Below are 21,711 nucleotides of genomic sequence, written 5' to 3' on the forward strand. Positions count from 1 at the left end.
GAGAGGGGTCGGGGGGAGAGGGCGCTTTTGCCCTCAATGCAGCAAGCAAAAGCGCCCTCGCCTATTTCTCGATATTGCCTGCGGCCATATCGAGCGCCATCACGATCGCGTCCTCACGCCCGTCCTTCGCCGGGTAGTAGCGCGGCCTGCGGCCGATCTCGCGAAAGCCCACCGATTCATACAACGCCTTCGCCAACGGATTCGAGGGCCGTACCTCCAGGAACACGCGCTGCGCGCCGCTCCAGCGCGATACGTCCAGCAGGCGGCCCAGCAGGTGTCGGCCCAGCCCCCGGCCACGGTACGCATCGGCGATGCAGATATTGAGCACGTGTGCCTCGCCCGCGCCCACCGACAGGATGCCGTAGCCGGCCACTTCCTCGTCGATGCACAGCACCCAGCACGGATGCCCCGCCTTGATGCAGTCGGCGAATATGCCGCGCGTCCACGGGAAGTCGTAGGAAGCCTGCTCCATCGCCACGACCGCATCCAGGTCGTCCATGCGCATCAGGCGCATGTGGCTGGCCGGTCGGGCCACCGCGACCATGGCGTTCAGTGCCCCGCCGCGGCCAGGCTGCGGCGCAAGGTGCGCAGGGCGATCCACAGCCGCCGCTTGGCGGCGGCGTCGCCCAGCAGGCGGAGCGGTTCGTCCACCAGCACGATCTGCGCCTGCGCGGTGACCTGCATCGGCAAGCTGCGTCCCAACGCATGCGCCTGCGCCTCGCCGCAAGCCAGGTAGGCGCGCGCCTGCGGCACCGCGATCTCCGCCGCACCGGGCTGCACCCGCACGCGCCCGGCTCGCGCCAGCGCGGCTCCGGCGCAGTTCAGCGCGCGGCCCAGCAGATCCAGTTCGCGCGTGCCGCACGCCATCGGCAGCAGCACCACGCAGTCAGCGTTGGCGGTGGCCGGCAACGGTTCATCATCTGTCGGCTGCAGCGTGCCGCCTGTCGCCGCCTGCCGGCACCGCCACGACGTCAGGCCCAATGCCTGCAGCACGCGGGCACGATGCGAAGCGCCCGCGGGCGCGGCAGCCTGCGCGTTCACGCCACGCCCCCGCGCCGTCCACGACGACGGTGCGCAGCCAGCCCCCACAGGGTCAACACCGGCCCGGAGAGCAGATAGACCGTGAAGCCGGCCAGCAGCACGCGCGGCGGATCGAGGTAGAGCAGCACAAGGATCAGCAGTGCCGCCACGATCCACACGAAAGGCACGTGCTGGCGATCGCCCAGCGGCAGCGACTTGAAGCTGAAATAGCGGAAGCGGCTGACCATCAGCAGGCCGGCGACCACCGCGATCCAGGGCGTGATGAAGCACAGCTCGGCGCCCGGAATCTCCCACTTGTCCATGCTCCACACGAAGGACATGCATACCGCTGCCGCAGCCGGACTGGCCAGGCCCTGGAAGTAGCGCTTGTCGGCCACGCCCACCTGGGTGTTGAAGCGCGCCAGCCGCAGCGCGGCGCAGGCGGCGTAGATGAAGGCGGCGGCCCAACCCAGCTTGCCCCACAGCGGGCCCAGATCGCGCAGCGTGGACAGCGACCACGTGTACATCACCAGCGCCGGCGCCAGCCCGAAGCTCACCAGGTCCGACAGCGAGTCGTACTGCACGCCGAACTCGCTCTGCGTGCCGGTGAGCCGTGCCACCCGGCCGTCCATGCCGTCCAGCAGCGCAGCGATGAACACCGCCACCGCCGCGTCGCCGAAACGGCCGTCGATACTGGCGATGATCGCGTAGAAGCCGGCGAACATGGCCCCGGTGGTGAACAGGTTCGGCAGCAGGTAGATGCCGCGATGCCGGGGCGGGCGTACGGGCAGGGAGTCGCTCATGGATCAATCCGTGACAGGATGCGCGCAGTGTAAACCATCATCTGCTTGAGTCCGGGCGGCGCGGGAGTTCTACTAGTGCACCTGTAACGGGGTGGGGAGCCCCGCCAACCAAGCTTCCGGAGAATTCCATGTCCCGTTCGCTGATCGTCGTGGCGCTGCTGCTGGTTGCCCCGCTGGCTGTCGCCCAGCAGATCTACAAGTGGACAGATGCCAAGGGCACGGTGCATTACTCGCAGTCCGCGCCCCCCGAGGGCACCCGCTACCAGCAGGTGAAGCTGGCCAGCGGCGTGGAATCCGGCGATGCGCCGGCGCCGCAGCCAGCCACCGACGACACCCCCGCGCCAGCCGACAACCCGGCCCCGATGCCGATGACCGACACCCCGGCCAATCGCACCAAGCTGTGCGCCACGCTGAAATCCAACCTCACCGCCCTGCAGGGCGGCGGCCCGGTGGTGATGCAGCAGGGCGGCAAGCCCGTGCTGCTTGATGCCTCCCAGCGCAAACAGCAGGTGGATACCGCCAACGCGCAGTACCAGCAGTACTGCGCAGGGCAGTGAATACGCCGGGCTGGTTTTTTTGCGGCGCACGGTTTCAGCCGGCGCACGGATCGCCTGCCATTCCTGCAAGCAGTGCCTATTGACGGAACCGTCAAGACGGTTCCGCGCCGCTATAATCCGGCTCTTTCAACGCCGGAACCCGCCTGCATGCGCCTCAGCCAATTCCATCTGGCCACCGTCAAGGAAGTGCCCGCCGACGCCGAGATCGTCAGCCACCAGCTGATGCTGCGTGCCGGCATGATCCGCAAGCTCGCCTCCGGCCTCTACACCTGGTCGCCGCTGGGCCTGCGCGTGCTGCGCAAGGTGGAAAACGTGGTGCGCGAGGAAATGAACCGCACCGGCGCCATCGAAATGCTGATGCCCACGATCCAGCCGAAAGAGCTGTGGGAAGAAACCGCCCGCTGGGCGAAATTCGGCCCGCAGCTGCTGAAGATCAAGGATCGCAAGGAGCAGGAATTCTGCTACGCGCCCACCGCCGAGGAAGTAATCACCGATTACGCCCGCAACGAACTCAACAGCTACAAGCAGCTGCCGGTCAATTTCTACCAGATCCAGACCAAGTTCCGCGACGAGATCCGCCCCCGTTTCGGCGTGATGCGCGCGCGCGAATTCCTGATGAAGGACGCCTATTCCTTCCATCTCACGCAGGATTCGCTGGCCGCCACCTATCAGGCGATGTATGACGCCTACGCACGTATTTTCACCCGGCTCGGCCTGAAATTCCGCGCGGTGCAGGCCGACACCGGCGCGATCGGCGGCAATGCCAGCCACGAATTCCAGGTGCTGGCCGATTCAGGCGAGGATGCCATCGCGTTTTCCGATGGTTCCGATTACGCGGCGAATATCGAAAAGGCCGAGGCCATCGCGCCGAATGCGCAACGCCCCGCCCCCGCCGCCGAATTGAGGCGCGTGGACACGCCCAGCCAGAAAACCATCGAGGAAGTCAGCGCCTTCCTCAAGGTGTCGCCGGCGCAATGCATGAAAACCCTGCTCGTGAAAGGCCGTGATGGCCTGGTGGCGCTGTGTCTGCGCGGCGACCATGAACTCAACGAAATCAAGGCCGGCAAGCTGGCGGAATTGCCCGATGAATTCACACTCGCCGGCGAGGAGGAAATCCTCGCCGCCACCGGCACCCACCCCGGCTTCATCGGGCCGGCAGGCCTGCCCGACTCGATCCCGGTGATCGTGGATCGCAGTGCAGCGGTGCTGGCCGATTTCGTCTGCGGCGGCAACCAGGACGGCACCCACCACACCGGCGCCAACTGGGAGCGTGACGCACGCATCACCCGCGTCGAGGACATCCGCCAGGTGGTCGAGGGCGACCCCTCGCCTGACGGCAAGGGCACGCTGCACCTGGCCCGCGGCATCGAGGTGGGCCATGTGTTCCAGCTCGGTCCCAAGTATGCCGAGGCGCTGGGCGCCACCGTGCTGGACGACCAGGGCAAGGCCCAGGTGATGCTGATGGGCTGCTACGGCGTCGGCATCAGCCGCATCGTGGCGGCCGCCATCGAGCAATGCCACGACCAGGCCGGCATCGTGTGGCCAGAGACGATGGCGCCGTGGCGCATGGCGGTGTGCGTGATCAATCCCAAGGGCAACCCCGAGATTGCCGCCGCCGCCGGGTCGCTGTACGAGGAGCTCTCGGCGCGCGGCATCGAGACCGTGCTCGACGACCGCGGCCTGCGTCCCGGCGCGATGTTCGCCGACATGGAACTGATCGGCATCCCGCACCGGGTGGTGGTCAGCGAGCGCGGCCTCGCCGCCGGCACGCTGGAATATCGCGCCCGCCACGAGGCGGAAAGCCGGGCCGTGACGCGCGACGAGCTATTGGCCATGCTCGGCTGAAATCGGTTTCAAATGCAACGACAAACGGCCGCCATGCGCGGCCGTTTGTTTTCATTTCATGAGCAAAACGTCATGTCGCGCCATTATTTTGCGCAATGCAAATGCGAATGCCGGTCACTGATAATGGTTTTGGTGAAACCCGGCGCTTTGCAAGCGCAAGCCATTTGGGTAAGAATGGCGACCGCACCGGTAATGCCGCCAGCCATGCACGCATCCGGGCCGTACATAATTCTCATCGTTACGGGAGCTCCCGATGGCCATCGATATCAAGAACCTCAACCACAACCAGCTCAATGACCTGATCAACAAGGCGCAGTCGCGCCAGCACGAATTGCGCAAGGAAAAAGTGGTCAAACTGCGCGAAAAGATCCATGCGCTGATCAAGGCCGAGGGCTACAGCTTCGACGACATTTTCGGCGGCACCCGCGGCAAGCGCCGCAGCGGCGGCACGGTGGCCCCGAAGTACCGCAATCCGGCGAATGCCGAGCAGACCTGGTCCGGCCGCGGCAAGCGTCCGCGCTGGTTCAATGAAGCCCTGAAGGCTGGCAAGAAGGAAAAGGATCTGCTGATCTGATTTGCTTTACCTTGCGATCATCCATGATCGCGAGGGTCAAACGGGCGGCCATCCTTGGCCGCACTTCTCACAAGTGCATGCCCATAAAAAACGCCGGCCTTTGGTCGGCGTTTTTTGTTCAAGCCCGTCCGGAATTCGACAAGCGACTGATCACAGGGAACGGCGCGGCGATACCAGCAATTCGCCGAACAGCAGGCCCGCCACCAGCGACACCAGCAGGGTGAGCAGCAGCAGGGCCGTGTCCATGCCCAGGCTGGTATCGCGCTCCAGCAGAAAGGACACGCTGCGGAAACCCACGCTGCCCGGCACCAGCAGCAGGATGCCCGGCTCGCGGATCACCGCGCCGGGCCGCTGCCGCACCCGTGCGTAGAGATTGGCCAGCGCGCTGACCAGGAAGCCACCGACAAACACGCCGAACGGCGCGCTGGGCAGTCGCCCGGAGAACTCGCCGCCCCAGCGCGTGGCGAGGTAGCCGGCGATCACCGCCACGATCACCGCCGGCCAGTCACGCCGCGCCGCACGGAACAGCATCGCGAACGCCACTGCCGCCACCAGCAGAGCCGGCCAGTCGGTCCAGCCCGGCAACGGCGGCAGCGCGAAATCGCGCGCATGGATGCCGAACGCGGCGCAGACCTCGGTGGCCGCCACCGTGCCGAAGACGAGCTTGAGCAAGGTCGCCGTGGCGCCCCCCAGGCGCGCCATGCCGGACACCAGGTGCCCGCTGGACACCTCGCGCACCGCGGTGGTGAGCGACATGCCCGGCACCAGGATGATCAGCGCCGCCAGCACCACCGACTTGATCGCCAGCGGCACCACGAACGCGCTGACCAGGATCGCCACCGCGGTCGCCACGATCGCGCTGATCGCGTCGCTGGCCACCGCCAGGCGCGGCCGCGTGGCGGAGAGGATGGTGATGCCGCCGATCAACACGCCGACTACGCCCGCCACCACCAGATCCACCCAGGAGCTGTGCAGGAACAATGCCGCGATGCTGGCTGCGGACAAGCCGTAGCTGGCGACGGTATTGATCTTCGCCCTGCGCGTATCCGGCGCGCCCAGCGCACGCAGCAGCCGGAACCCCTCGCGCAGCTCCAGCTCGCCCGCGATTACCCGATCGGCGATCTCGTCCGCCTCGCACAGGCGCGCCAGGTTCACGTCGCCGGGGGCCAGCCGCATCACCTGGGTGGTCTGCGCCACGCCCTCGTCGCCCTGGCCCAGGTCGGAGAAGGAGATGATGATCGCGGTGGGGCTGGACCACACGTCGGCCTGCAGGCCCAGCCGGCGCGCCGAAAGATCGACCGCCATCTCCAGCCGCGGCGCCGAGGTGCCGTACTGGTGCAGTCGCCGCGCCAGCTCCAGCAGGAAGGCGATGCGCGTGTTCAACGCCGTGGTGACGAGGGGCTGCACGCCCGCGACCGGCGTGCTCATGTGGCGGCGCGCACCTTGAGCGTGGTGCCGTCCACCGCCACCACCTCCACCGTGCTGCCCAGCGGCAAGTCCGGCCCACTGACCAGCCACTGGCCGTCGCCCACGCGTACCTTGCCGCGACCGTTGACGATGGCCTCGACCAGTTCGTAGCGCTGGCCGATCATCTGTTCGGCGCGGCGGTTCAGCCGTTCGCCGCCCGGCGCCCGGCGCTCGATCCGCGGTCGCAGCCAACGCGCATAGGCCAGGCAGGCAGCCAGCGCCAGCACGGCGAACAGCACCGCCTGCAGCAGCAGTCCCATGCCGGGAAGCGCCCACAGCAGCACGCCCATCGCCGCGGCGGCGATGCCGATCCACAGCAGGAAATAGCCGGGCACCATCACCTCGCCCGCGATCAGCAGCAGGGCGAGGATCCACCACAGGTAATGCGTTGCGATCTGTCCGAGCATTTGAAAATCCTGGCTATTGGCTCCCCTCTCCCGCTTGCGGGAGAGGGGTTGGGGGAGAGGGCGCGGCCTCCACGAACTGCCTGATCCGCTCCAGCACGCTTTCCGTCCGATCCATCACGTCGTGATTCCAGAAGCGCAGCACGGTCAGCCACTGCTCCGCCAGCCATGCATCACGACCGCGATCATAGGCGACTTGATCGCCATGCTGGCTGCCGTCGAGTTCGATCACCAACCCATGCTCCATGCAGACGAAATCGACGATATATGGGCCGAGCGGTCTCTGGCGCTTGAACTTGAGGCCGCGGAAGCGATGGGCACGCAGGTGGTACCAGAGATGCTGCTCGGCGGGTGTCAGGGCCGAGCGCATGGACTTGGCGTGATCCAGGTTGGTCATCCTCATCCTCCGTGAAAAGCCCCCTCTCCCCCAACCCCTCTTCCTCGCTCCTCAGAGCAGGGCCATCCATGGCCCTTCCCCGCGTCCGCAAGCGGGAGAGGGGAGCAAAGCGTCAGCGCGGCGGCGGCACGGCCTTGGCAGCCGCCTGCTGCTGGCCCAGCGATTCCTTGGCCAGCTCGGCAATGCCGGCCATGGCACCGATCACGCCGGTGGCCTCGATGGGCAAGAGCAGCATCTTCTGGTTCGGCGAGGCGGCCATCGCCTTCAATGCATCGACGTAGTTGTTGGCCACGAAGTAGTTCAGCGCGTTGACGTTGCCGCTGGCGATCGCCTCCGACACCATGGTGGTGGCCTTGGCCTCGGCCGCGGCAGTGCGCTCGCGCGCCTCGGCGGCGCGGAACGCGGCTTCCTTCTCGCCTTCGGCGGCGAGGATCACCGACTGCTTCTCGCCCTCGGCCTTGAGGATCGCCGCCTGGCGGAAGCCCTCGGCGTCGAGGATGTTGGCGCGCTTCTCGCGCTCGGCCTTCATCTGCCGCGCCATCGCGTCCACCAGGTCACGCGGCGGTGCGATGTCCTTGATCTCGATGCGGTTGACCTTGACGCCCCACGGGTGGGTGGCCTCGTCCACCACGCGCAGCAGCTTGGCGTTGATCGCATCGCGCTGGCTCAGGCTCTCGTCGAGGTCCAGCGAACCGAGCACGGTGCGGATGTTGGTCATGATCAGCGCCAGCGTGGCCTGTTCCAGCTGGGCCACCTCGTAGGCCGCCTTGGCCGCGTCCAGCACCTGGTAGAACACCACGCCGTCCACGCGCACCACCGCGTTGTCCTTGGTGATGACGTCCTGCGAGGGCACGTCCAGCACCTGCTCCATCATGTTCATCTTGCGCCCGACCGACTGGTAGACCGGGATCAGCAGGTGCAAGCCGGGGGTGAGCGTGCGCGTGTATTTGCCGAAGGTCTCCACCGTCCACTCGTAACCCTGCGGCACGATGCGCACCATCTTGAGCAGCGTGACGACCACCAGCACCACGATGACCAAGGCAAGAAGCTGTCCCATGACCCACCCTCCATTTCCCCGTTGAGAGCCGCAGTATAGGCGAGCACACAGGCAACGACCCGGTCTCCGGCGGATCGTTGCCCGGCAGGTCACCGGATGCGCAACGTACAATCCTGCCCATGCGCCGAGTCCGCCAACACGGATCGTCGACGTCGACGAAAAGCGCACAGCGGAGCAGGTATGACGTGTGCGAAGCTGCACGCGTTCTGCAGGAAATCGAGGCACCCGATGGCTCGTACACGATGGTTGGGGTTCGTTTGCATGGCACCGGCCACGGCCGGTGATGGGGACATCGCCGCCACGGCCACGGCGGGGAGCCATCCGCGGGCGACAGGCGCCCGGGCCGGCCACGATACGAACCCCGTGCGCATGGACGCGCCGTTCGGCGCGACGCAAGCCGCCGCCTGCCCGGGCCCAGGTACGCCATGAGCATGGAGCCACTGCCACCCCACCGCGGTACCCGCGCCCGGCACGGCGCGTGCCGTGGCTGAGCCTCGGGGCATCCCCGGTTGGGCGGCAGCCACCGCCGTCGCCTTGCTCAGCCTGTTCGTCCTGGTCGCCCAGTGGGCATCGCGCCGCCACGAGCCGGTGGAAGCTGCATTGGTATCCCTGATCCAGCCACCGCCGCCCACGGTGCGGCTGTGGCTTTCCACCGCCGACCGCCGCCTTCAGCTGGCGCGACAGCCCGACATCCCGCTGGACACGACGCCGTCCACCCCTGCCGATATCACTGTCGACCTCGGCAAGCGCTACCAGACGCTGACGGGCTTCGGCGCCGCGCTGACCGACTCGTCGGCATCGCTGATCGAGAACACGCTCAATGCCGCGCAACGCGAATCCCTGCTGCGCGAGATGTTCGGGCCGCCGCCGGGGCTGAACCTCAACATGACGCGGCTGACCATCGGCGCCTCGGATTTCTCGCCGCAGCACTACACGCTCGACGACATGCCCGCAGGCCAGACCGACCCGCAACTGGAACACTTCAACGTCGCCGCCAATCAGCAGGACGTGATTCCGGTGATGCAGGAAGTGCTGTCGATCAACCCGGACCTGCTTGTCGTCGCCACGCCGTGGAGCGCACCGGCATGGATGAAGAGCAGCGCCAACCTGATCGGCGGCGCCCTGCTCGGACAGTACGAAAGTACGTATGCGGATTACCTCGTCAGGTACGTGGATACCTACCGCCGCTACGGCATCCCGATCTTCGCGCTGACCGTGCAGAACGAACCGGGCTTCTTGCCGCAGACCTATCCGGGCATGGAAATGCCCGCCGACGCACGTGCACGCATCATCGGCCAGTACCTCGGCCCCGCGCTGGCACGGCGCCGGACGAGACCCATCATCCTCGGCTGGGACCACAACTGGGACGAGCCGGAGCAACCGCTGGCCGTGCTCGCCGATCCGACGGCCGCCCCGTACATCGCCGGCATCGCCTGGCACTGCTATCGCGGCGATCCCGCAGCGCAGAGCCAGGTACACCGGGCCCACCCGCACAAGGACACCTACATCACCGAATGCTCCGGCGGCGACTGGGAGTCCGCCAGGAACGGCGAACTGCTCTGGTTCGCGCGCGATCTGCTGCTGGGCGGGCTGCGCAACTGGGCGCGTGGCGTGGTGTACTGGAACCTCGCGCTCGACCAGGACCACGGCCCGCACGCCGGCGGCTGCGACAACTGCAAGGGCATGGTCATCATCGATTCGCGCACCGGCGCGATAACGCGCAACGACGAGTACTACGCGTTCGCGCATTACAGCCGTTTCGCCCTGCCCGGCGCGACGCGGGTGTGGTCCAGCGCCAACACCAAGGACATCGCCAACGTGGCCTTCCAGAATGCCGACGACGGCTCGGTGGTGCTGGTGGTGGTGAACAGCGGCGCAGACGCGCATCACATCGCGGTGGACCAGGGCGACGTGCATTTCCAGTACGCGCTGCCGGCACAGAGCGTGGCCACCTTCGTGTGGCAGCCCGGACACGGCGACGAGGATGCAACGGACACGGACGATCAATGAATCGCGGCTTGCGATGGCGCCCCGCTGTGCCCACGATGGGCGCAGCGGGCATAGCTTCCGTACCCGCGTCACGCTTCCCGAGGGGATGAACGATGCGCCAGGTTTCCGCCCTGCTTCGCCACGCCATGCTTGCAGCGGCGCTGCTGGCCGGCACCGGCACGCTGCCCTTGCACGCGCAGACGCCCGCGGACGCATCGCGCCCCAAGGTCGTCGTGATCAGCCTGGACGCGTTCGGCGCGAAGAGCCTGCATGACCCGCTGCTGCCCGCATTCACGCTCAAGGCGCTGATGCGGCGCGGCGCGTATGCCGCCTCCATGACGCCGATCAATCCCACCATCACCTGGCCCAACCACACCGCGATGGTCACCGGCGTCGACGCCAGCCGGCATCACGTGCTGGTCAACGGACTGGTCGTGGGCCAGCGCGGCAGCACGCCGCCGCACATCGAGATGTGGGTGCCCAAGTCGCGACTGGTCGCGGTGCCCACGATCTACGACGTGGCGCACAAGGCCGGCCTCGTCACGGCCGAGGTGGACTGGGTGGCGATCAAGGATGCGCGCGGCATCGACTGGTCGTTCTTCGAGAACCCCGATCCGGACGGCCCCATCGCCAGGGACCTGATCGACCAGGGCGTGGTGAGCCGCGACGAGGTCGCGCATTTCCACGATGCCTCCTCCCAGGCGTGGCGCGACCTGGTCTACACCCGCGCCGCCGTCGACATCATCCGCAAGCATCATCCCGACCTGCTGTTGCTGCACCTGCTGTCGCTGGACAGCATCGAGCACGAGGCCGGCTACGGCAACGACGCCGGCCGCAACACCATCGCCTTCCTCGACGACCGCGTGCAGGAAGTCATCGACGCCGTGCGCGCCGCCGGCGATCTGGACCGCACCACCTTCCTGGTCGTCTCCGACCACGGCCAGCGCAGCCTGCACCACTGGCTGCACGCCGACGTACTGCTGAGGCAGGCCGGGCTGCAAGACGCCGCGGCCAGACATCCCAGCTACAGCATTCCCGAAGGCGGCTACGCGCTGGTCTACCAGAAACACGCCGACGCGGCGTCGATCCGGCAATTGAAAGGCCTCTTCACCGGCCAACCCGGCATCGCTGCCGCACTCACTCCGGCGGAAGCCGCGCAACAGGGCTGGCCCACGCCGGCGCAGACCGACCAGGCGCCCGACCTGCTGCTTTACGCCGCCGCCGACTACGCTTTCGACGACAACAAGGGCGGCGGCAACGACTTCATCACCGCCACGCCCGAGCGCGGCGCACACGGCTATCCGAATACCGATCCGCTGATGCAGGCCATCTTCGTCGCCGCGGGCCGCGGCATCCGGCCCGTGGGCGAGATCCCGTCCTTCCCCAACGTCGACATCGCGCCCACCATCGCGCGGCTGCTGCACCTGTCGATGGGCGACATCCAGGGCAGGCCGCTGACGAATATCCTGGCCGCCGACCGCGACGCCGACGCGAAGCACTGAGCGTCTGTTCGCGAGCCCTCGTCTGCGTGCCCCCATTGGAGGACATGGGTGCCGACAGAGCGGTTCCAGGCGCCGGCAGGTGTCCGAAACCGCTTGCACCTTGCGATGGAACAGCCCCTCTCCCGCCAATGGGAGAGACGGGATTGGAGATATTGAACAGACTCTGCAAGAGCGCTATCGCGCACCGGACTGCGGCAGTCGCAAGCTCACGCGCAGGCCGCCGCCCTCGCGGTTGGCGAGCAGCACCCGTCCGCCGTGAGCCTCGGCGATCTCGCGGGCCAGCGCCAGGCCGAGGCCGGTGCCGGAGCGCTTGGTGGAATAGAACGGCAGCAACGCCTGCGCCAATACCGTTTCGCTCATGCCGGGGCCGCGGTCGGCCACCTCGATGCGCAGCTCGCTGCCGGCGTCGAGGATGACCAGGCTGACCTCGTCCTCCGCGCTGCCGGACTCGTGCGCGTTCTTGATCAGGTTGATCAGCACCTGCTCGATCTGCACCGGATCGAAACGGCCGGGATGCGCGGGCGCCGGCGCAGCGAGCCGGTAATGGCAATGCAGCGCCAACGAAGCCAGGAACGGCTCCCACTCCACTGCTTGCGGCTGCGGCGCCGGCAGCTTGGCGAAGCTGGCATAGCCGGCGATGAAGCCGTGCAGGTGCTTGGCCCGCCCGCTGATGGTGGCGAACACCCCGGGCAGGCGCTCCAGGTCGCCGCGGCGCGCCAGCTCGGCGCCGGAATGCGCCAGCGAGGAAATCGGCGCCAGCGAGTTGTTGAGCTCGTGGCTGATCACCCGGATCACCCGCTTCCAGGTCGCCACCTCCTGCCGCGACAGCTCGCGCGTCATGCGCCGGAACAGGTGCAGCCGGTGCGGGCGGCCCTGCAGGCGGAATGCGCGTTGCGACAGGTGGAAGGTCTCCTCGCTGCCATCCATCTCCACGCTGAGCAACGCGTCCTCGCCACTTTCCACCGCGCGTGACAACGCTTCGGGCGCTTCCGCCAGCAGCGTGGCGAAGTCCAATCCGTTGAGGCTCTTGCCCTCGTTGAACAGGTGGCGCGAGGCGATGTTGGAATAGGCCACGCGGCCGTTGCCGTCGGTGAGCACCAGCGCCACTGGCGTGTTCTGCACCACCGTCTCCAGCAGCAGCTCGCGCTGCACCAGGTGCTGGCGCTGCTCGCGCAGGGTCTGGCCCAGCGCATTGTGCATGCGGATCAGCTCACCCAGCTCATCGCGCCGGTTGGCGGCGATGGAGAAGCTGAAATCGCCGTCGCGGTAGCTCGCCACCGCGCCTTCCAGCGCGCGCAGCAGACGGCTCACCGGCGCCATCACCAGGTACGCCAGCCACCACGCCAGCGGCAACAGCACCAGTGCGCTGACCACGAGACCGCCGTAGATGCCCAGCTGCGCCGGTTTGCGGATCGACACCGACAGATCCTTGTGCAGCCAGTCGAGCAGCTGTGGCAACGGCCACTGGGTCATGCCCACGTAGACCAGCGCACCAGCCACCGCGGCCACCGCAAGCAGCAGGGTCAATCGGAATTGCAGCGAATTCAGGCGGCGCCACATAAGAGCCTGCTCAATGTCTCAACGGCATGAGGGGTCGTGCGGCGTCTGCGCGCAACTCACCGGTGGCTGGCCGTTCTGCCAGGGGCGTTCGGTGCCCATCACCGCGTCCTGGTCATTGGCGCGCGGAGGCGGCGGCTCCGGTTCCCATGTCTTGCGCTCGCTCTTGAACTTGAATGGCGAGGGTTTCGTCGTCGCGTCGTTGCCCGGCAAGGCGTAGCCGTGCCCGGTGGTGGCGGCGGCCGCGGGCCTGCTCCACTGGTCATCCTGCCGGGTGGCAGGCGGGGCCGTCTGCGCCACGGCCGCGACGGCCAGCAGGCACAGCGGCAGGGAAACCAGGTTTCGGATGCGCATGGGAGTCTCCGGGCGAAGAAGCGCGAATGTTGCGGCAGCTTTCCATGCCGCCACGACGCCCGCAAGCGACATCAGTCACGCCGATGCCGTCAGTCCATAACGCTCCATGCGACGGTACAGGGCCTGACGCGACAGGCCCAGCGCTTGCGCGGCGCGGCTCACCACGCCCTCGGCCTGGTGCAGCGCGCCCTCCACCGCCTCGCGGCTGGGTTCGTCGAGATTGCGCGCGGCCACCGGGGCGACCTGCGGCAGGTTCAGGAGCTCCGGCGTGATCGGCTTGCCGCCAGCCAACAGCGCGGCGCGCTCGATCGCGTTCTTCAGCTCGCGCACGTTGCCCGGCCACGGATAGGCCAGCAGCGCCTCGCGCGCCGCATCGCCCAGCGTGGCGCGGTCGGCGAGGAAGTGCTCGGCCAGCGGCAGCACGTCGTCCGTGCGCTCGGACAGTGGCGGCAGGTTCACCTCGATCACGTTGAGGCGGTAGTACAGATCCTCGCGAAACGTGCCGGCGCGGATCATCGCCTTGAGGTCGGCGTTGGTCGCGCTCAATACGCGCACCTTGGCCTGCCGCGTCTTGCCCGAGCCCAGCCGCTCGAACTGGCCGGTTTCCAGCACGCGCAGCAGCTTCATCTGGCCCGGCAGCGGCAGGTTGCCGATCTCGTCGAGGAACAGCGTGCCGCCGTCGGCCAGCTCGAAGCGGCCCTCGCGCGCCTTGTTCGCGCCGGTATAGGCGCCGGCATCGGCGCCGAACAGCTCGGCCTCGATCAGTTCGCCCGGCAGCGCACCGCAATTCACCGCCACGAACGGGCCTTTCTTCACCAGCGAGTTCGCGTGCACGATCGCCGCGATGCGCTCCTTGCCCGCGCCGTTCGGCCCGGTGATCAGGATGGGCACCTCGGCGCGCGCCACCTGGCAGGCCAGATCCAGCGTGCGCGCCATCGCCTCGGAAGCGAACACCAGGCCATCCAGCTCGTAGGTGCTCTCCAGCACCTCGCGGCGACGGCGGCGTTCGCGCCGGGCGCGGCTCACCTCGCGGGTGGATTCGGAGAGTTCCAGCAGGTTCTCCACCGTGGCCAGCAGCTTGTTGTCGTCCCAGGGCTTGGCGAGATAGTCGGCGGCGCCGGCCTTCACCAGCTCCACCGCGGTCTCCAGGTGCGTCCACGCGGTGAGCAGGATCACCGGCAGGTCGGGGTGCTGCTCGCGGACCGCGCGGAACAGCTCCACGCCCTCTTCGCCCGAGGTGGTGTCGGCGGTGAAGTTCATGTCCTGGATCACCACATCCACCCGTTCACGCTCCAGCGCGGCCAGTCCCTCGGCCTGGTTCAGCGCCACCAGCGGGCGGATGTCGTGCAGCGACAGCAGCAGCGACAGCGCCTCGCCCACGGACGGGTTGTCGTCGATGATCAGTACGGTACGCATTCGTCTTCTGCACATGCGGACATGGATGCCGCTCCCGCGGAAAAGGTTGCCATGACGATCGACCTATGCATAGGAAAAGTTGTCCGGATCACACCGACCGCGTCGCCACCACCGGCGGCACCTGCGCCGCGCGCAGCGCGGGCGACAGCACGGCAAGCTGGCCGAGCAGCAGCATCAGCACGGCGCCCAGCGGCAGCCAGGTCCACGGCAGGTGCGGCAGCTCGTAATAGCGCATCAGCCAGGCGTTGCCAAAGTAGGCCAGGGCCATGCCCAGCGCCACGCCAACACTCACGATCAATGCGTTCTCGGCGAGGAAGTAGCGCAGGATGTCGATGCGCCGCGCGCCCAGGGCACGGCGGATGCCGATCTGCCGCGTGCGCTTCTGCACCCAGAAGCCGGTGAGGCCCATGATGCCGATCACGGTGACCACCACCACGGTCAGCGCCACGCCGGCGAACAACCCCAGCGTGGCGCGGCGGCTCTTGAATACCTCGGTACGCCGTGTGGCATAGAACTCCGCCTTCGGCGTCGAGTCCACCGGCAACAGGGCGCCGAACTGGTTCCTGATGGCCTTGCGCACACCGCGCAGCGCCACTTCGCGCAGCGCCGGATCGACCCGCACCGCGTAGCACAGCCACGATGACGCGGCAACACGAATCGGTAGCAAGACGGTGTTGTCCGCCCGCCCGTTCGTGGCCATGCCGATCTGGTTGCGCAGCAGATGCCGGACCACGCCCACCACCACGGCCCCCGGGTCCTTCGTGTCGCCAGGTATGTGCAGCACTTTCCCCAACGGCTGGGCATCGCCGAACAGTTGCCGCGCAAGTGATTGCGTGATGATCACCGGTTCCAACACACCGTTGCCCTGGTTGCTGCCGAAGTCCCGATACTCGTCGGACAGGAAGTTCCGGCCACTCACCAACTGAAGCCCGAGGGTATCGAACAGGTCGTACCCCACATAAGCGTTCATGCCCACCTTGGCACCGGTTGGCCCCTGATACGCCCACGCGAACATCAGGCCACGGATCATCGGCAGGCTGTTGGACGCACTGACCGCGCGCACGCCCGGAACCTCCCGCAACGCCTCGGTACCGGCCTGCACTTCCGCCGCCGTCCAGGCACGGTCGGATGCGTCCAGCCCGTCGACCAGGATCAGGTTGGCCCCGTCCACGCCGCTGGGCGCCAGCATGGGCTCCATCTGCTGCCAGGCGAGGAACAGCACGTTGCACAGGATGGCGCAGGCCAGTGCCACCTGCAGCAGCACCAGCAAAGGCATCAGGCTGTGCCGGCGTAGGCTGGAAAAGTGAATCCGGATGGACATGGCAAACCCCTTATTCGCCCTTGACCTGCAGGCCCGGCTCGACCCGCGACATCCGCCATGCCGGCAACAGCCCCACCAGCACGCCCACGGCCAGCGCCAGCGCGAACAGCGCCCCGAACATCGTCGGGTCGAGATGCGCCAGTCCGGAGAAATCGTTGCTCTGCTGACGCAGTATCCACAGGCCCAGCAACGTCAGCGGCAAGGCCAGCGCGCCGCCCACCAGACATGCCAGGCCCGACTCCAGCACGTGTTGCAGGAACACCGCGCGGCGCGGCGCACCCAGCGCCCGGCGGATGCCGACATCGCCGCTGCGGCGCAGGAAGCGTGCCGACAGCAACCCGGCCACGTTGACCATGCACAACAGCAGAAACGAACCGGCCAGCCACACGTTCAGGCGCGCGCTGTCGGGCACCACGTCGTTCTGCTGCAGCCAGTCGGCCACGCCGGTCAGCTGCGCGCGCGGCGGCTTGCCGAAACCACCCAGTTCCTTCTGCTGCTCCACATAGTTCTGCAGATACGTGCGGTAGGCCGACACCTGTTGTGGCGTGTCGAGCTGCACCCACAGACCCAGCGCGGCGCAATGCGCGGGATCAATGTCGGTGTTGATGTCCCACTTGAACGAAGCATCGCATCCATCCGACGCAAAGGGAGCCAATCCCGCATCCAGCGCGGCGGTATAAGGCACGTAGAGCTTTTCTCCGTCATCGCTGCTGTAGGCGCCACCGCTCAAGGCGTAGAAATGCGGCTGCGGGGCATAGGGCTGGATCACGCCCACCACACGGAACAGCGTGTGCTCCAGCCTGACGCTGCGCCCCACCACATCGGGCGTGCCGAACAGCTTTTGCGCCAGGTCGGTGTCGATCACCGCCACTGGCGTGCGGGCGATGTCCTCGGCGCCCGTCCAATCACGACCGTAGCGCAACGCCACGCCGAACATCGGAATGAAGTCGGAGGTCGTCGCCAGGATGACTTGCTGGCTCTGCGCATGCCGGCCGTCGTCCGACACTTCGTCCGCGATCATGTCGGCCACCACGGCCTGCCGCACCGCGCGATGCGCCGACAGCAAGGCCTGCGCATCGGCCAGCTTGATGTCGTGGTAGTTGTGGGTCTTGATTCCATTCAAGGCCATGGCATCGGCGCCGGCATTCGACGGCTTCGCCAGCACCGTATCCACCCATGCCAGGTACAGGTTCTGGCTGCGCCCAGGCAATGGATCGGCCGACAGCACGTGCAGCAGCGTCAGCGTGGTCATGCACGCCGCCAGGCCCAGCGCAGCCGTCAGCACCACCAGCACGGTGCTTTTCGGAAAGCGCCGCAAGCCATGCACGGCCAGTTCGAAGCTGTAGCGAAGCATGTCCCCTCCGTTTGCGAGGCGCCTCCACCCACGCGCCAGGCAAACATATTACACATGTAATTTTTCGACCACCCTCCCCCCTGCCAAAGGGGAACAGGCAAAGCTCACACGCTGCGCGTCGCCACCACCGGCGGTACGCGGGATGCCCGCCGCGCCGGCACATAGGCCGCGGCCTGCCCCAGCAGCAGCATCGCAGCCATGCCAACCAGCACATAAGCCATGGGCAGTCGATCCAATGCGTAATGGCGCATCAGCCAGATGTTGAGGCCGACCGCCAGCAGCAGTCCCAGCGTCGCCCCGATGCCCGCGATGAACAGGTTCTCGAGCAGGAAATGGCGCAGGACGTCGAGCTTGCGCGCTCCCAGTGCACGACGCACGCCAATCTGCTTGCGCCGCTGCCCCACCCAGAAACTGGTGAGACCCACGATGCCGGCGGCGGTGACGCAGAGCAGGATCAGGCTGATCGCCCCCATCAGCATCGCCATGCCGCGGTCGGCGCGATAGACCTTGGCACGGATCTCGGAGAACGGCTGGATGCCCCAGCTGTCCGGCATCAGGCGCATCGGATCGACCGCGAGCAGAGCCTTGCGCGCCTCGCGCATCGCCGCCTGCCCGCGGCCCGGTTTTGCGCGCACCGCATAGCTGGCCGTGGCGTCGTCCAGGCGCACCGGTTCCAGCACCGAGTTGTAGGACCAGCCACCGCCCCACTTCGACAGCGTCGGCGTCTGCAATCGTTGCACGATGCCCACGATGGCCGCCGGCTTGCCGTCCTGGTAGATCGTCTTGCCCAGTGCATCGCCACGTGGAAACAGCGCATCGGCCACCGGCTGGCTCACGATGACCACGGGCGAGACGGCCGTGCTGCGGATGGCGTGGTGCCGGATCTCGTCGGCCGTGAAGTCGCGCCCCGCGACCAGCCGCAGACCCAGCGTGCTGCGCAGGTGCTCGTCGCCGTAGTAGTAGGCCGCCTGCACGTCCGGCCCCGTCGACTGCGGTGCAAGCGTGAGATAGCCGCTCCAGATCATGCCCTGCAGCGGCATGCTGGTGGAGGCGGCAACCTCCTGCACATCCGGCAGGTCGCGCAGCACGGCGAGATCGGTGCGCTGCATGGCGTCCAGTTGTTCGACGGCGGCAGCATCATCGCCTGCCGGTGCGTCCAGCCATTGCTGCGAAATGCGGATCAGGCCTTCCTCCGCCACGCCGGTCGGGCGATCCATCCGCGCGATGCGCTGGCCGATGATGAAGATCGCGTTGCAGACGATCGCCAGGGTGAGCGCGATCTGCAACGCGATCAGCGCGACGCCGGTCTTGTGCCGCCGCAGGGCGGCGAGGATCGGGTGGAGTCTCATCGTGCTCCCCTCATTGCGTTTTCAGCTGCCATGCGGGCTGCACGCGCGATGCCCGCATCGCCGGATACAAGCCGGCCAGCACGGTCGCCAGCACTGCCACCAGCACGGTGAGCAACAGCAGGCTCGCGTCCACATGCGCCAGGCCGGCCAGGTACATGGGCAGCACCTGGCCGGTAGCAAGCACGCCCACTCCCGTCAGCAGCAGGCCGAGCATTCCACCGGCCACGCCTATCACTGCGGCCTCGGCAAGGAACTGCATGCAGATCGCGCTGCGCGACGCCCCCAATGCGCGGCGCACGCCGATCTCGCCGCTGCGCCGCAGGAACTTCGTCAGCAACAGCCCCACCGTGTTGAGCAGGCACACCAGCAGCAGGCCCAGGGCCACCAGCATCGACACCTTCGCGTCGTCAGGCACGACGTGTTCGTGATCCAGCCACGCCCGCAGGTCACGCAGCCGGTTGTTGGGCGCCCAGCCGAAGCGACCCAGCCGCTGCTGTTCGCGCGCATAGCCGTCGAGGTACTGCCGGTAACGCCGCACCGCCGCCGGATCGTCCAGTTCGGCCATGTAGGCGATCCAGGTGCAGGCGGACGACTGCAGGCCGGCAAAACCCGGCGCACCCGGCATCCTGCCCTTCGGGCAGTTGGTGCTTCCGGCGTTCTCCATGCCTGCCGCGATGGCCGCCTGGAAAGGCAGAAACAGGTCGGGGCCATCGCCACCGAACCCGCCGGTATCCACCACGTCGAAGAACACCGGCTGCGGGTTCCAGGGCCTCATCACGCCGACCACGCGGTAGTCCCTGCCGCCGATGCTTACCGTGCTGCCCACGCTGTCCACCCCGCCGAACAGCCTGCGGTTGATCGCATCGCCAATCACGACCACGGGCGTGCCGCGCGCATCGTCCCCCGCGCCCCAGCCGCTACCGTATTCAAACGGGACATCCAGCATCGGGAAAAACTCGCCATACACCGCGAAGCCGTCCAACGGAATCGGCGTACGGCTGGCGTCCGTGGGCAGTACCGAGGGTGCCACGGCATAGATCGCCGATTGTCGCGTGGCGCGATGATCGCGCATCAAGGCCACCGCATCGGTGTAGGCCAGGGCATCCTGCGGCTCGCCATCCCCGGTGCGTCCGGCCAGCCCCCATGCGTCGATCTGCGGCACGAACAGGCTGGACGACTTCCATGGGATCGGGTCTCCCGATACCGCGCGGAATACCGCATAAGTCGTCATCGACGCCCCCACGCCAAAGCCGACGGCAAGCACCATCAGCAGGGTGAGCCCCGCGCTGCGGCGCAGGCTGCGCACGGCGATTTCCAGGTAGTAGCCGAACATCCACTTCCCCTTGCCTGAACTCCCCTCTCCCGCTTGCGGGAGAGGGGCCGGGGGAGAGGGTACGGGCAGAGCGTGATGATGCGCGCTGGCGAACCCTCTCCCGCCCTCACGAGCCCCTCTCTTCCTTGCTCCTCAAAGCAGGGCCATCCATGGCCCTGCTCCGCGTCCAAAGGGAGAGGGAAAGCTCACACCGATCGTGTCGCCACCACCGGCGGCACCGCCGCCGCGCGCAGCGCGGGACCAAGCACGGCGAGCTGGCCGAGCAGCCACAGCACGACGGCGCCCGAGCCGAGCCACGTCAGCGGCATGTGCGCCAGTTCGTAATGCTTCATCAGCCACAGGTTGAGCCCCACCGCACCGAGCGAGCCGAGCACGATGCCCGCGCCGACGATCAGCAGGTTCTCCACCTGGAAGTAGCGCAGGATGTCGTGCCGCGTGGCGCCGATCGCGCGGCGGATGCCGATGCTGCGCGTGCGCTGCTGCACCCAGAAGCTGGACAGGCCCACCACGCCCAGCGCGGTCAGTGCCAGCAGGCAGCCGGTGACCACCACCAATACCCAGATCATGGCGCGGTCACCATGGTAGTAGTCCGAAACCGTGTCGGCGTAGATGTGGTCGTCGGTGACAATGCGTGCGGGATCGATGCGGGTGAGCACGCCGGGCAGGTCACGCTTGACTGTACCCCGCGCGTCCGGTCGCACGCGCAGCACGTACACGCCACCCGGCACCCGTGTCACCGGCAGGATCAGGCTGCGATCCACCCCCTGGTCTTTGTTGATGCTCGGGTTGAGCAGGTGGCCCACCACGCCAACCACCTGTACGGCATGCTTGCCGTCGCTGTCCAGCCAGAAGGTTTTCCCCAATGGGTTCTCGCCCGGCCACAACTGCCCGGCCAAGGTGCGCGTGACAATGGCGACCGTCGGCGGCGGCTGGTCCTTGAACGGGTTGTAGTCGGCATACTCCTGCGGCAGGAAATCGCGCCCCGCCGAAAGCCTGATGCCCAGCGTGCGCAGCATGCCGGGCGAGCCCAGGTATTCGACCACGTTGTCGAGTCCGCTCTTCTCGTCGCCGGGGCGGCGAAAGACACCCATGCTCCAGTAGTTGTTGGTAAGCGGCAGCGTGTTGGCCATCGCCGCCGATTCGACGCCGGGCAAGCCACGCAAGGCGGCCAGGTCGGCGGTGGCCAGGTCGGCCGGATCGCGGCTGGCTGCGGCTCCGCCCAGGTCGAGGCCACTGACTCGCGCCCATACCAGTTCGTTGTCGGCGACGCCGGTAGGCATGCGCATGGCCGCCAGGCGGTCGCCGATCAGGAACAGCGCGTTGGTGACGATGGCGCAGGTCAGCGCGATCTCCAGCGCCACCAGCACGACGGTGGTCTTGTGATGCTTCAGTGCGGAAACGATGGGATGCAT

General features: G+C 67.4%; 20 protein-coding genes. 5 read left to right on the forward strand and 15 right to left on the reverse strand.

The features are described 5' to 3' along the window. Nucleotides 1-61 precede the first annotated feature (61 nt). From rimI to ABQJ54_RS05470, 3 genes are read right to left on the reverse strand one after another with little or no spacing between them, the layout of a single operon-like run. Nucleotides 62-544 carry a ribosomal protein S18-alanine N-acetyltransferase gene (rimI, locus tag ABQJ54_RS05460; protein WP_367853252.1) on the reverse strand — a complete coding sequence of 161 codons (483 nt, stop codon included), beginning with the start codon at nucleotides 542-544 and terminating at the stop codon, nucleotides 62-64. Between the two features lie 5 nt (nucleotides 545-549). Continuing rightward, a complete protein-coding gene (locus ABQJ54_RS05465) occupies nucleotides 550-1,041 on the reverse strand; it encodes a hypothetical protein (RefSeq protein ID WP_367853253.1) in 492 nt (163 codons plus the stop codon). Continuing rightward, nucleotides 1,038-1,823 carry a CDP-alcohol phosphatidyltransferase family protein gene (locus ABQJ54_RS05470; RefSeq protein WP_367853254.1) on the reverse strand — a complete coding sequence of 262 codons (786 nt, stop codon included), beginning with the start codon at nucleotides 1,821-1,823 and terminating at the stop codon, nucleotides 1,038-1,040. Before ABQJ54_RS05470 ends, ABQJ54_RS05465 begins: the two co-directional genes overlap by 4 nt. A gap of 128 nt (nucleotides 1,824-1,951) precedes the next feature. Here ABQJ54_RS05470 and ABQJ54_RS05475 point away from each other — a divergent pair, with 128 nt between their 5' ends. From ABQJ54_RS05475 to ABQJ54_RS05485, 3 genes are all read left to right on the forward strand, one after another. Further along, nucleotides 1,952-2,380, forward strand: a complete 429-nt coding sequence (locus ABQJ54_RS05475) for a DUF4124 domain-containing protein (protein ID WP_367853255.1) — start codon at nucleotides 1,952-1,954, stop codon at nucleotides 2,378-2,380. Between the two features lie 147 nt (nucleotides 2,381-2,527). Next, on the forward strand, nucleotides 2,528-4,225 hold the full coding sequence (locus tag ABQJ54_RS05480; protein WP_367853256.1) for a proline--tRNA ligase: 1,698 nt from the start codon (nucleotides 2,528-2,530) through the stop codon (nucleotides 4,223-4,225). 253 nt (nucleotides 4,226-4,478) lie between these two features. Beyond that, the gene (locus tag ABQJ54_RS05485) at nucleotides 4,479-4,799 is read left to right on the forward strand and encodes an H-NS histone family protein (RefSeq protein ID WP_367853257.1); all 321 of its coding nucleotides are present in this window, start codon (nucleotides 4,479-4,481) and stop codon (nucleotides 4,797-4,799) included. Between the two features lie 150 nt (nucleotides 4,800-4,949). Here ABQJ54_RS05485 and ABQJ54_RS05490 read toward each other — a convergent pair whose 3' ends face one another. From ABQJ54_RS05490 to ABQJ54_RS05505, 4 genes are all read right to left on the reverse strand, one after another. Further along, a complete protein-coding gene (locus ABQJ54_RS05490; protein WP_367853258.1) occupies nucleotides 4,950-6,227 on the reverse strand; it encodes a threonine/serine exporter family protein in 1,278 nt (425 codons plus the stop codon). Further along, the gene (locus tag ABQJ54_RS05495; protein WP_367853259.1) at nucleotides 6,224-6,673 is read right to left on the reverse strand and encodes an NfeD family protein; all 450 of its coding nucleotides are present in this window, start codon (nucleotides 6,671-6,673) and stop codon (nucleotides 6,224-6,226) included. Before ABQJ54_RS05495 ends, ABQJ54_RS05490 begins: the two co-directional genes overlap by 4 nt. A 13-nt stretch (nucleotides 6,674-6,686) precedes the next feature. Beyond that, nucleotides 6,687-7,067 carry an endonuclease domain-containing protein gene (locus ABQJ54_RS05500; RefSeq protein ID WP_367853260.1) on the reverse strand — a complete coding sequence of 127 codons (381 nt, stop codon included), beginning with the start codon at nucleotides 7,065-7,067 and terminating at the stop codon, nucleotides 6,687-6,689. 112 nt (nucleotides 7,068-7,179) lie between these two features. Continuing rightward, nucleotides 7,180-8,124: an SPFH domain-containing protein gene (locus ABQJ54_RS05505; protein WP_367853261.1), complete on the reverse strand. Its 945-nt coding sequence runs from the start codon at nucleotides 8,122-8,124 to the stop codon at nucleotides 7,180-7,182. 483 nt (nucleotides 8,125-8,607) lie between these two features. On the opposite strand from ABQJ54_RS05505, the gene ABQJ54_RS05510 reads away from it, so the two are divergent. Further along, nucleotides 8,608-10,134 carry a glycoside hydrolase family 30 protein gene (locus tag ABQJ54_RS05510; protein ID WP_367853262.1) on the forward strand — a complete coding sequence of 509 codons (1,527 nt, stop codon included), beginning with the start codon at nucleotides 8,608-8,610 and terminating at the stop codon, nucleotides 10,132-10,134. A 92-nt stretch (nucleotides 10,135-10,226) separates the two neighbouring features. After that, nucleotides 10,227-11,615, forward strand: coding sequence for an alkaline phosphatase family protein (locus ABQJ54_RS05515; RefSeq protein WP_367853263.1), 1,389 nt, complete (start codon nucleotides 10,227-10,229; stop codon nucleotides 11,613-11,615). Between the two features lie 174 nt (nucleotides 11,616-11,789). On the opposite strand, the gene ABQJ54_RS05520 is transcribed toward ABQJ54_RS05515, so the two are convergent. From ABQJ54_RS05520 to ABQJ54_RS05555, 8 genes are all read right to left on the reverse strand, one after another. After that, a complete protein-coding gene (locus ABQJ54_RS05520; protein ID WP_367853264.1) occupies nucleotides 11,790-13,175 on the reverse strand; it encodes a sensor histidine kinase in 1,386 nt (461 codons plus the stop codon). Nucleotides 13,176-13,193: 18 nt separating this feature from the next. Then, nucleotides 13,194-13,526 (reverse strand): hypothetical protein, encoded by a 333-nt coding sequence (locus ABQJ54_RS05525; RefSeq protein WP_367853265.1) that lies wholly within the window; start codon nucleotides 13,524-13,526, stop codon nucleotides 13,194-13,196. 75 nt (nucleotides 13,527-13,601) lie between these two features. Further along, nucleotides 13,602-14,942: a sigma-54-dependent transcriptional regulator gene (locus tag ABQJ54_RS05530; protein ID WP_367853266.1), complete on the reverse strand. Its 1,341-nt coding sequence runs from the start codon at nucleotides 14,940-14,942 to the stop codon at nucleotides 13,602-13,604. An 88-nt stretch (nucleotides 14,943-15,030) separates the two neighbouring features. Further along, nucleotides 15,031-16,263: an ABC transporter permease gene (locus ABQJ54_RS05535; protein ID WP_367853267.1), complete on the reverse strand. Its 1,233-nt coding sequence runs from the start codon at nucleotides 16,261-16,263 to the stop codon at nucleotides 15,031-15,033. Nucleotides 16,264-16,273: 10 nt separating this feature from the next. Beyond that, complete coding sequence (locus tag ABQJ54_RS05540; protein WP_367853268.1) at nucleotides 16,274-17,617, reverse strand: ABC transporter permease; 1,344 nt, start codon at nucleotides 17,615-17,617, stop codon at nucleotides 16,274-16,276. A 104-nt stretch (nucleotides 17,618-17,721) separates the two neighbouring features. Continuing rightward, the gene (locus ABQJ54_RS05545) at nucleotides 17,722-18,966 is read right to left on the reverse strand and encodes an ABC transporter permease (protein ID WP_367853269.1); all 1,245 of its coding nucleotides are present in this window, start codon (nucleotides 18,964-18,966) and stop codon (nucleotides 17,722-17,724) included. A 10-nt stretch (nucleotides 18,967-18,976) separates the two neighbouring features. Then, on the reverse strand, nucleotides 18,977-20,299 hold the full coding sequence (locus ABQJ54_RS05550; RefSeq protein WP_367853270.1) for an ABC transporter permease: 1,323 nt from the start codon (nucleotides 20,297-20,299) through the stop codon (nucleotides 18,977-18,979). A 185-nt stretch (nucleotides 20,300-20,484) separates the two neighbouring features. After that, the gene (locus ABQJ54_RS05555; RefSeq protein ID WP_367853271.1) at nucleotides 20,485-21,711 is read right to left on the reverse strand and encodes an FtsX-like permease family protein; all 1,227 of its coding nucleotides are present in this window, start codon (nucleotides 21,709-21,711) and stop codon (nucleotides 20,485-20,487) included.

The organism is Rhodanobacter lycopersici (assembly GCF_040812335.1).
Taxonomy (GTDB): Bacteria; Pseudomonadota; Gammaproteobacteria; order Xanthomonadales; family Rhodanobacteraceae; genus Rhodanobacter_A; species Rhodanobacter_A lycopersici.

Coding starts and splice junctions, on each gene's coding strand:
- ABQJ54_RS05490 (WP_367853258.1), bottom strand. CDS start 6,227: ATGAGCACGCCGGTCGCGGGCGTGCAGCCCCTCGTCACCACGGCGTTG.
- ABQJ54_RS05530 (WP_367853266.1), bottom strand. CDS start 14,942: ATGCGTACCGTACTGATCATCGACGACAACCCGTCCGTGGGCGAGGCG.
- ABQJ54_RS05540 (WP_367853268.1), bottom strand. CDS start 17,617: ATGCTTCGCTACAGCTTCGAACTGGCCGTGCATGGCTTGCGGCGCTTT.
- ABQJ54_RS05475 (WP_367853255.1), top strand. CDS start 1,952: ATGTCCCGTTCGCTGATCGTCGTGGCGCTGCTGCTGGTTGCCCCGCTG.
- ABQJ54_RS05535 (WP_367853267.1), bottom strand. CDS start 16,263: ATGTCCATCCGGATTCACTTTTCCAGCCTACGCCGGCACAGCCTGATG.
- ABQJ54_RS05545 (WP_367853269.1), bottom strand. CDS start 18,966: ATGAGACTCCACCCGATCCTCGCCGCCCTGCGGCGGCACAAGACCGGC.
- rimI (WP_367853252.1), bottom strand. CDS start 544: ATGGTCGCGGTGGCCCGACCGGCCAGCCACATGCGCCTGATGCGCATG.
- ABQJ54_RS05505 (WP_367853261.1), bottom strand. CDS start 8,124: ATGGGACAGCTTCTTGCCTTGGTCATCGTGGTGCTGGTGGTCGTCACG.
- ABQJ54_RS05470 (WP_367853254.1), bottom strand. CDS start 1,823: ATGAGCGACTCCCTGCCCGTACGCCCGCCCCGGCATCGCGGCATCTAC.
- ABQJ54_RS05520 (WP_367853264.1), bottom strand. CDS start 13,175: ATGTGGCGCCGCCTGAATTCGCTGCAATTCCGATTGACCCTGCTGCTT.
- ABQJ54_RS05495 (WP_367853259.1), bottom strand. CDS start 6,673: ATGCTCGGACAGATCGCAACGCATTACCTGTGGTGGATCCTCGCCCTG.
- ABQJ54_RS05550 (WP_367853270.1), bottom strand. CDS start 20,299: ATGTTCGGCTACTACCTGGAAATCGCCGTGCGCAGCCTGCGCCGCAGC.
- ABQJ54_RS05515 (WP_367853263.1), top strand. CDS start 10,227: ATGCGCCAGGTTTCCGCCCTGCTTCGCCACGCCATGCTTGCAGCGGCG.
- ABQJ54_RS05480 (WP_367853256.1), top strand. CDS start 2,528: ATGCGCCTCAGCCAATTCCATCTGGCCACCGTCAAGGAAGTGCCCGCC.
- ABQJ54_RS05555 (WP_367853271.1), bottom strand. CDS start 21,711: ATGCATCCCATCGTTTCCGCACTGAAGCATCACAAGACCACCGTCGTG.
- ABQJ54_RS05525 (WP_367853265.1), bottom strand. CDS start 13,526: ATGCGCATCCGAAACCTGGTTTCCCTGCCGCTGTGCCTGCTGGCCGTC.
- ABQJ54_RS05485 (WP_367853257.1), top strand. CDS start 4,479: ATGGCCATCGATATCAAGAACCTCAACCACAACCAGCTCAATGACCTG.
- ABQJ54_RS05500 (WP_367853260.1), bottom strand. CDS start 7,067: ATGACCAACCTGGATCACGCCAAGTCCATGCGCTCGGCCCTGACACCC.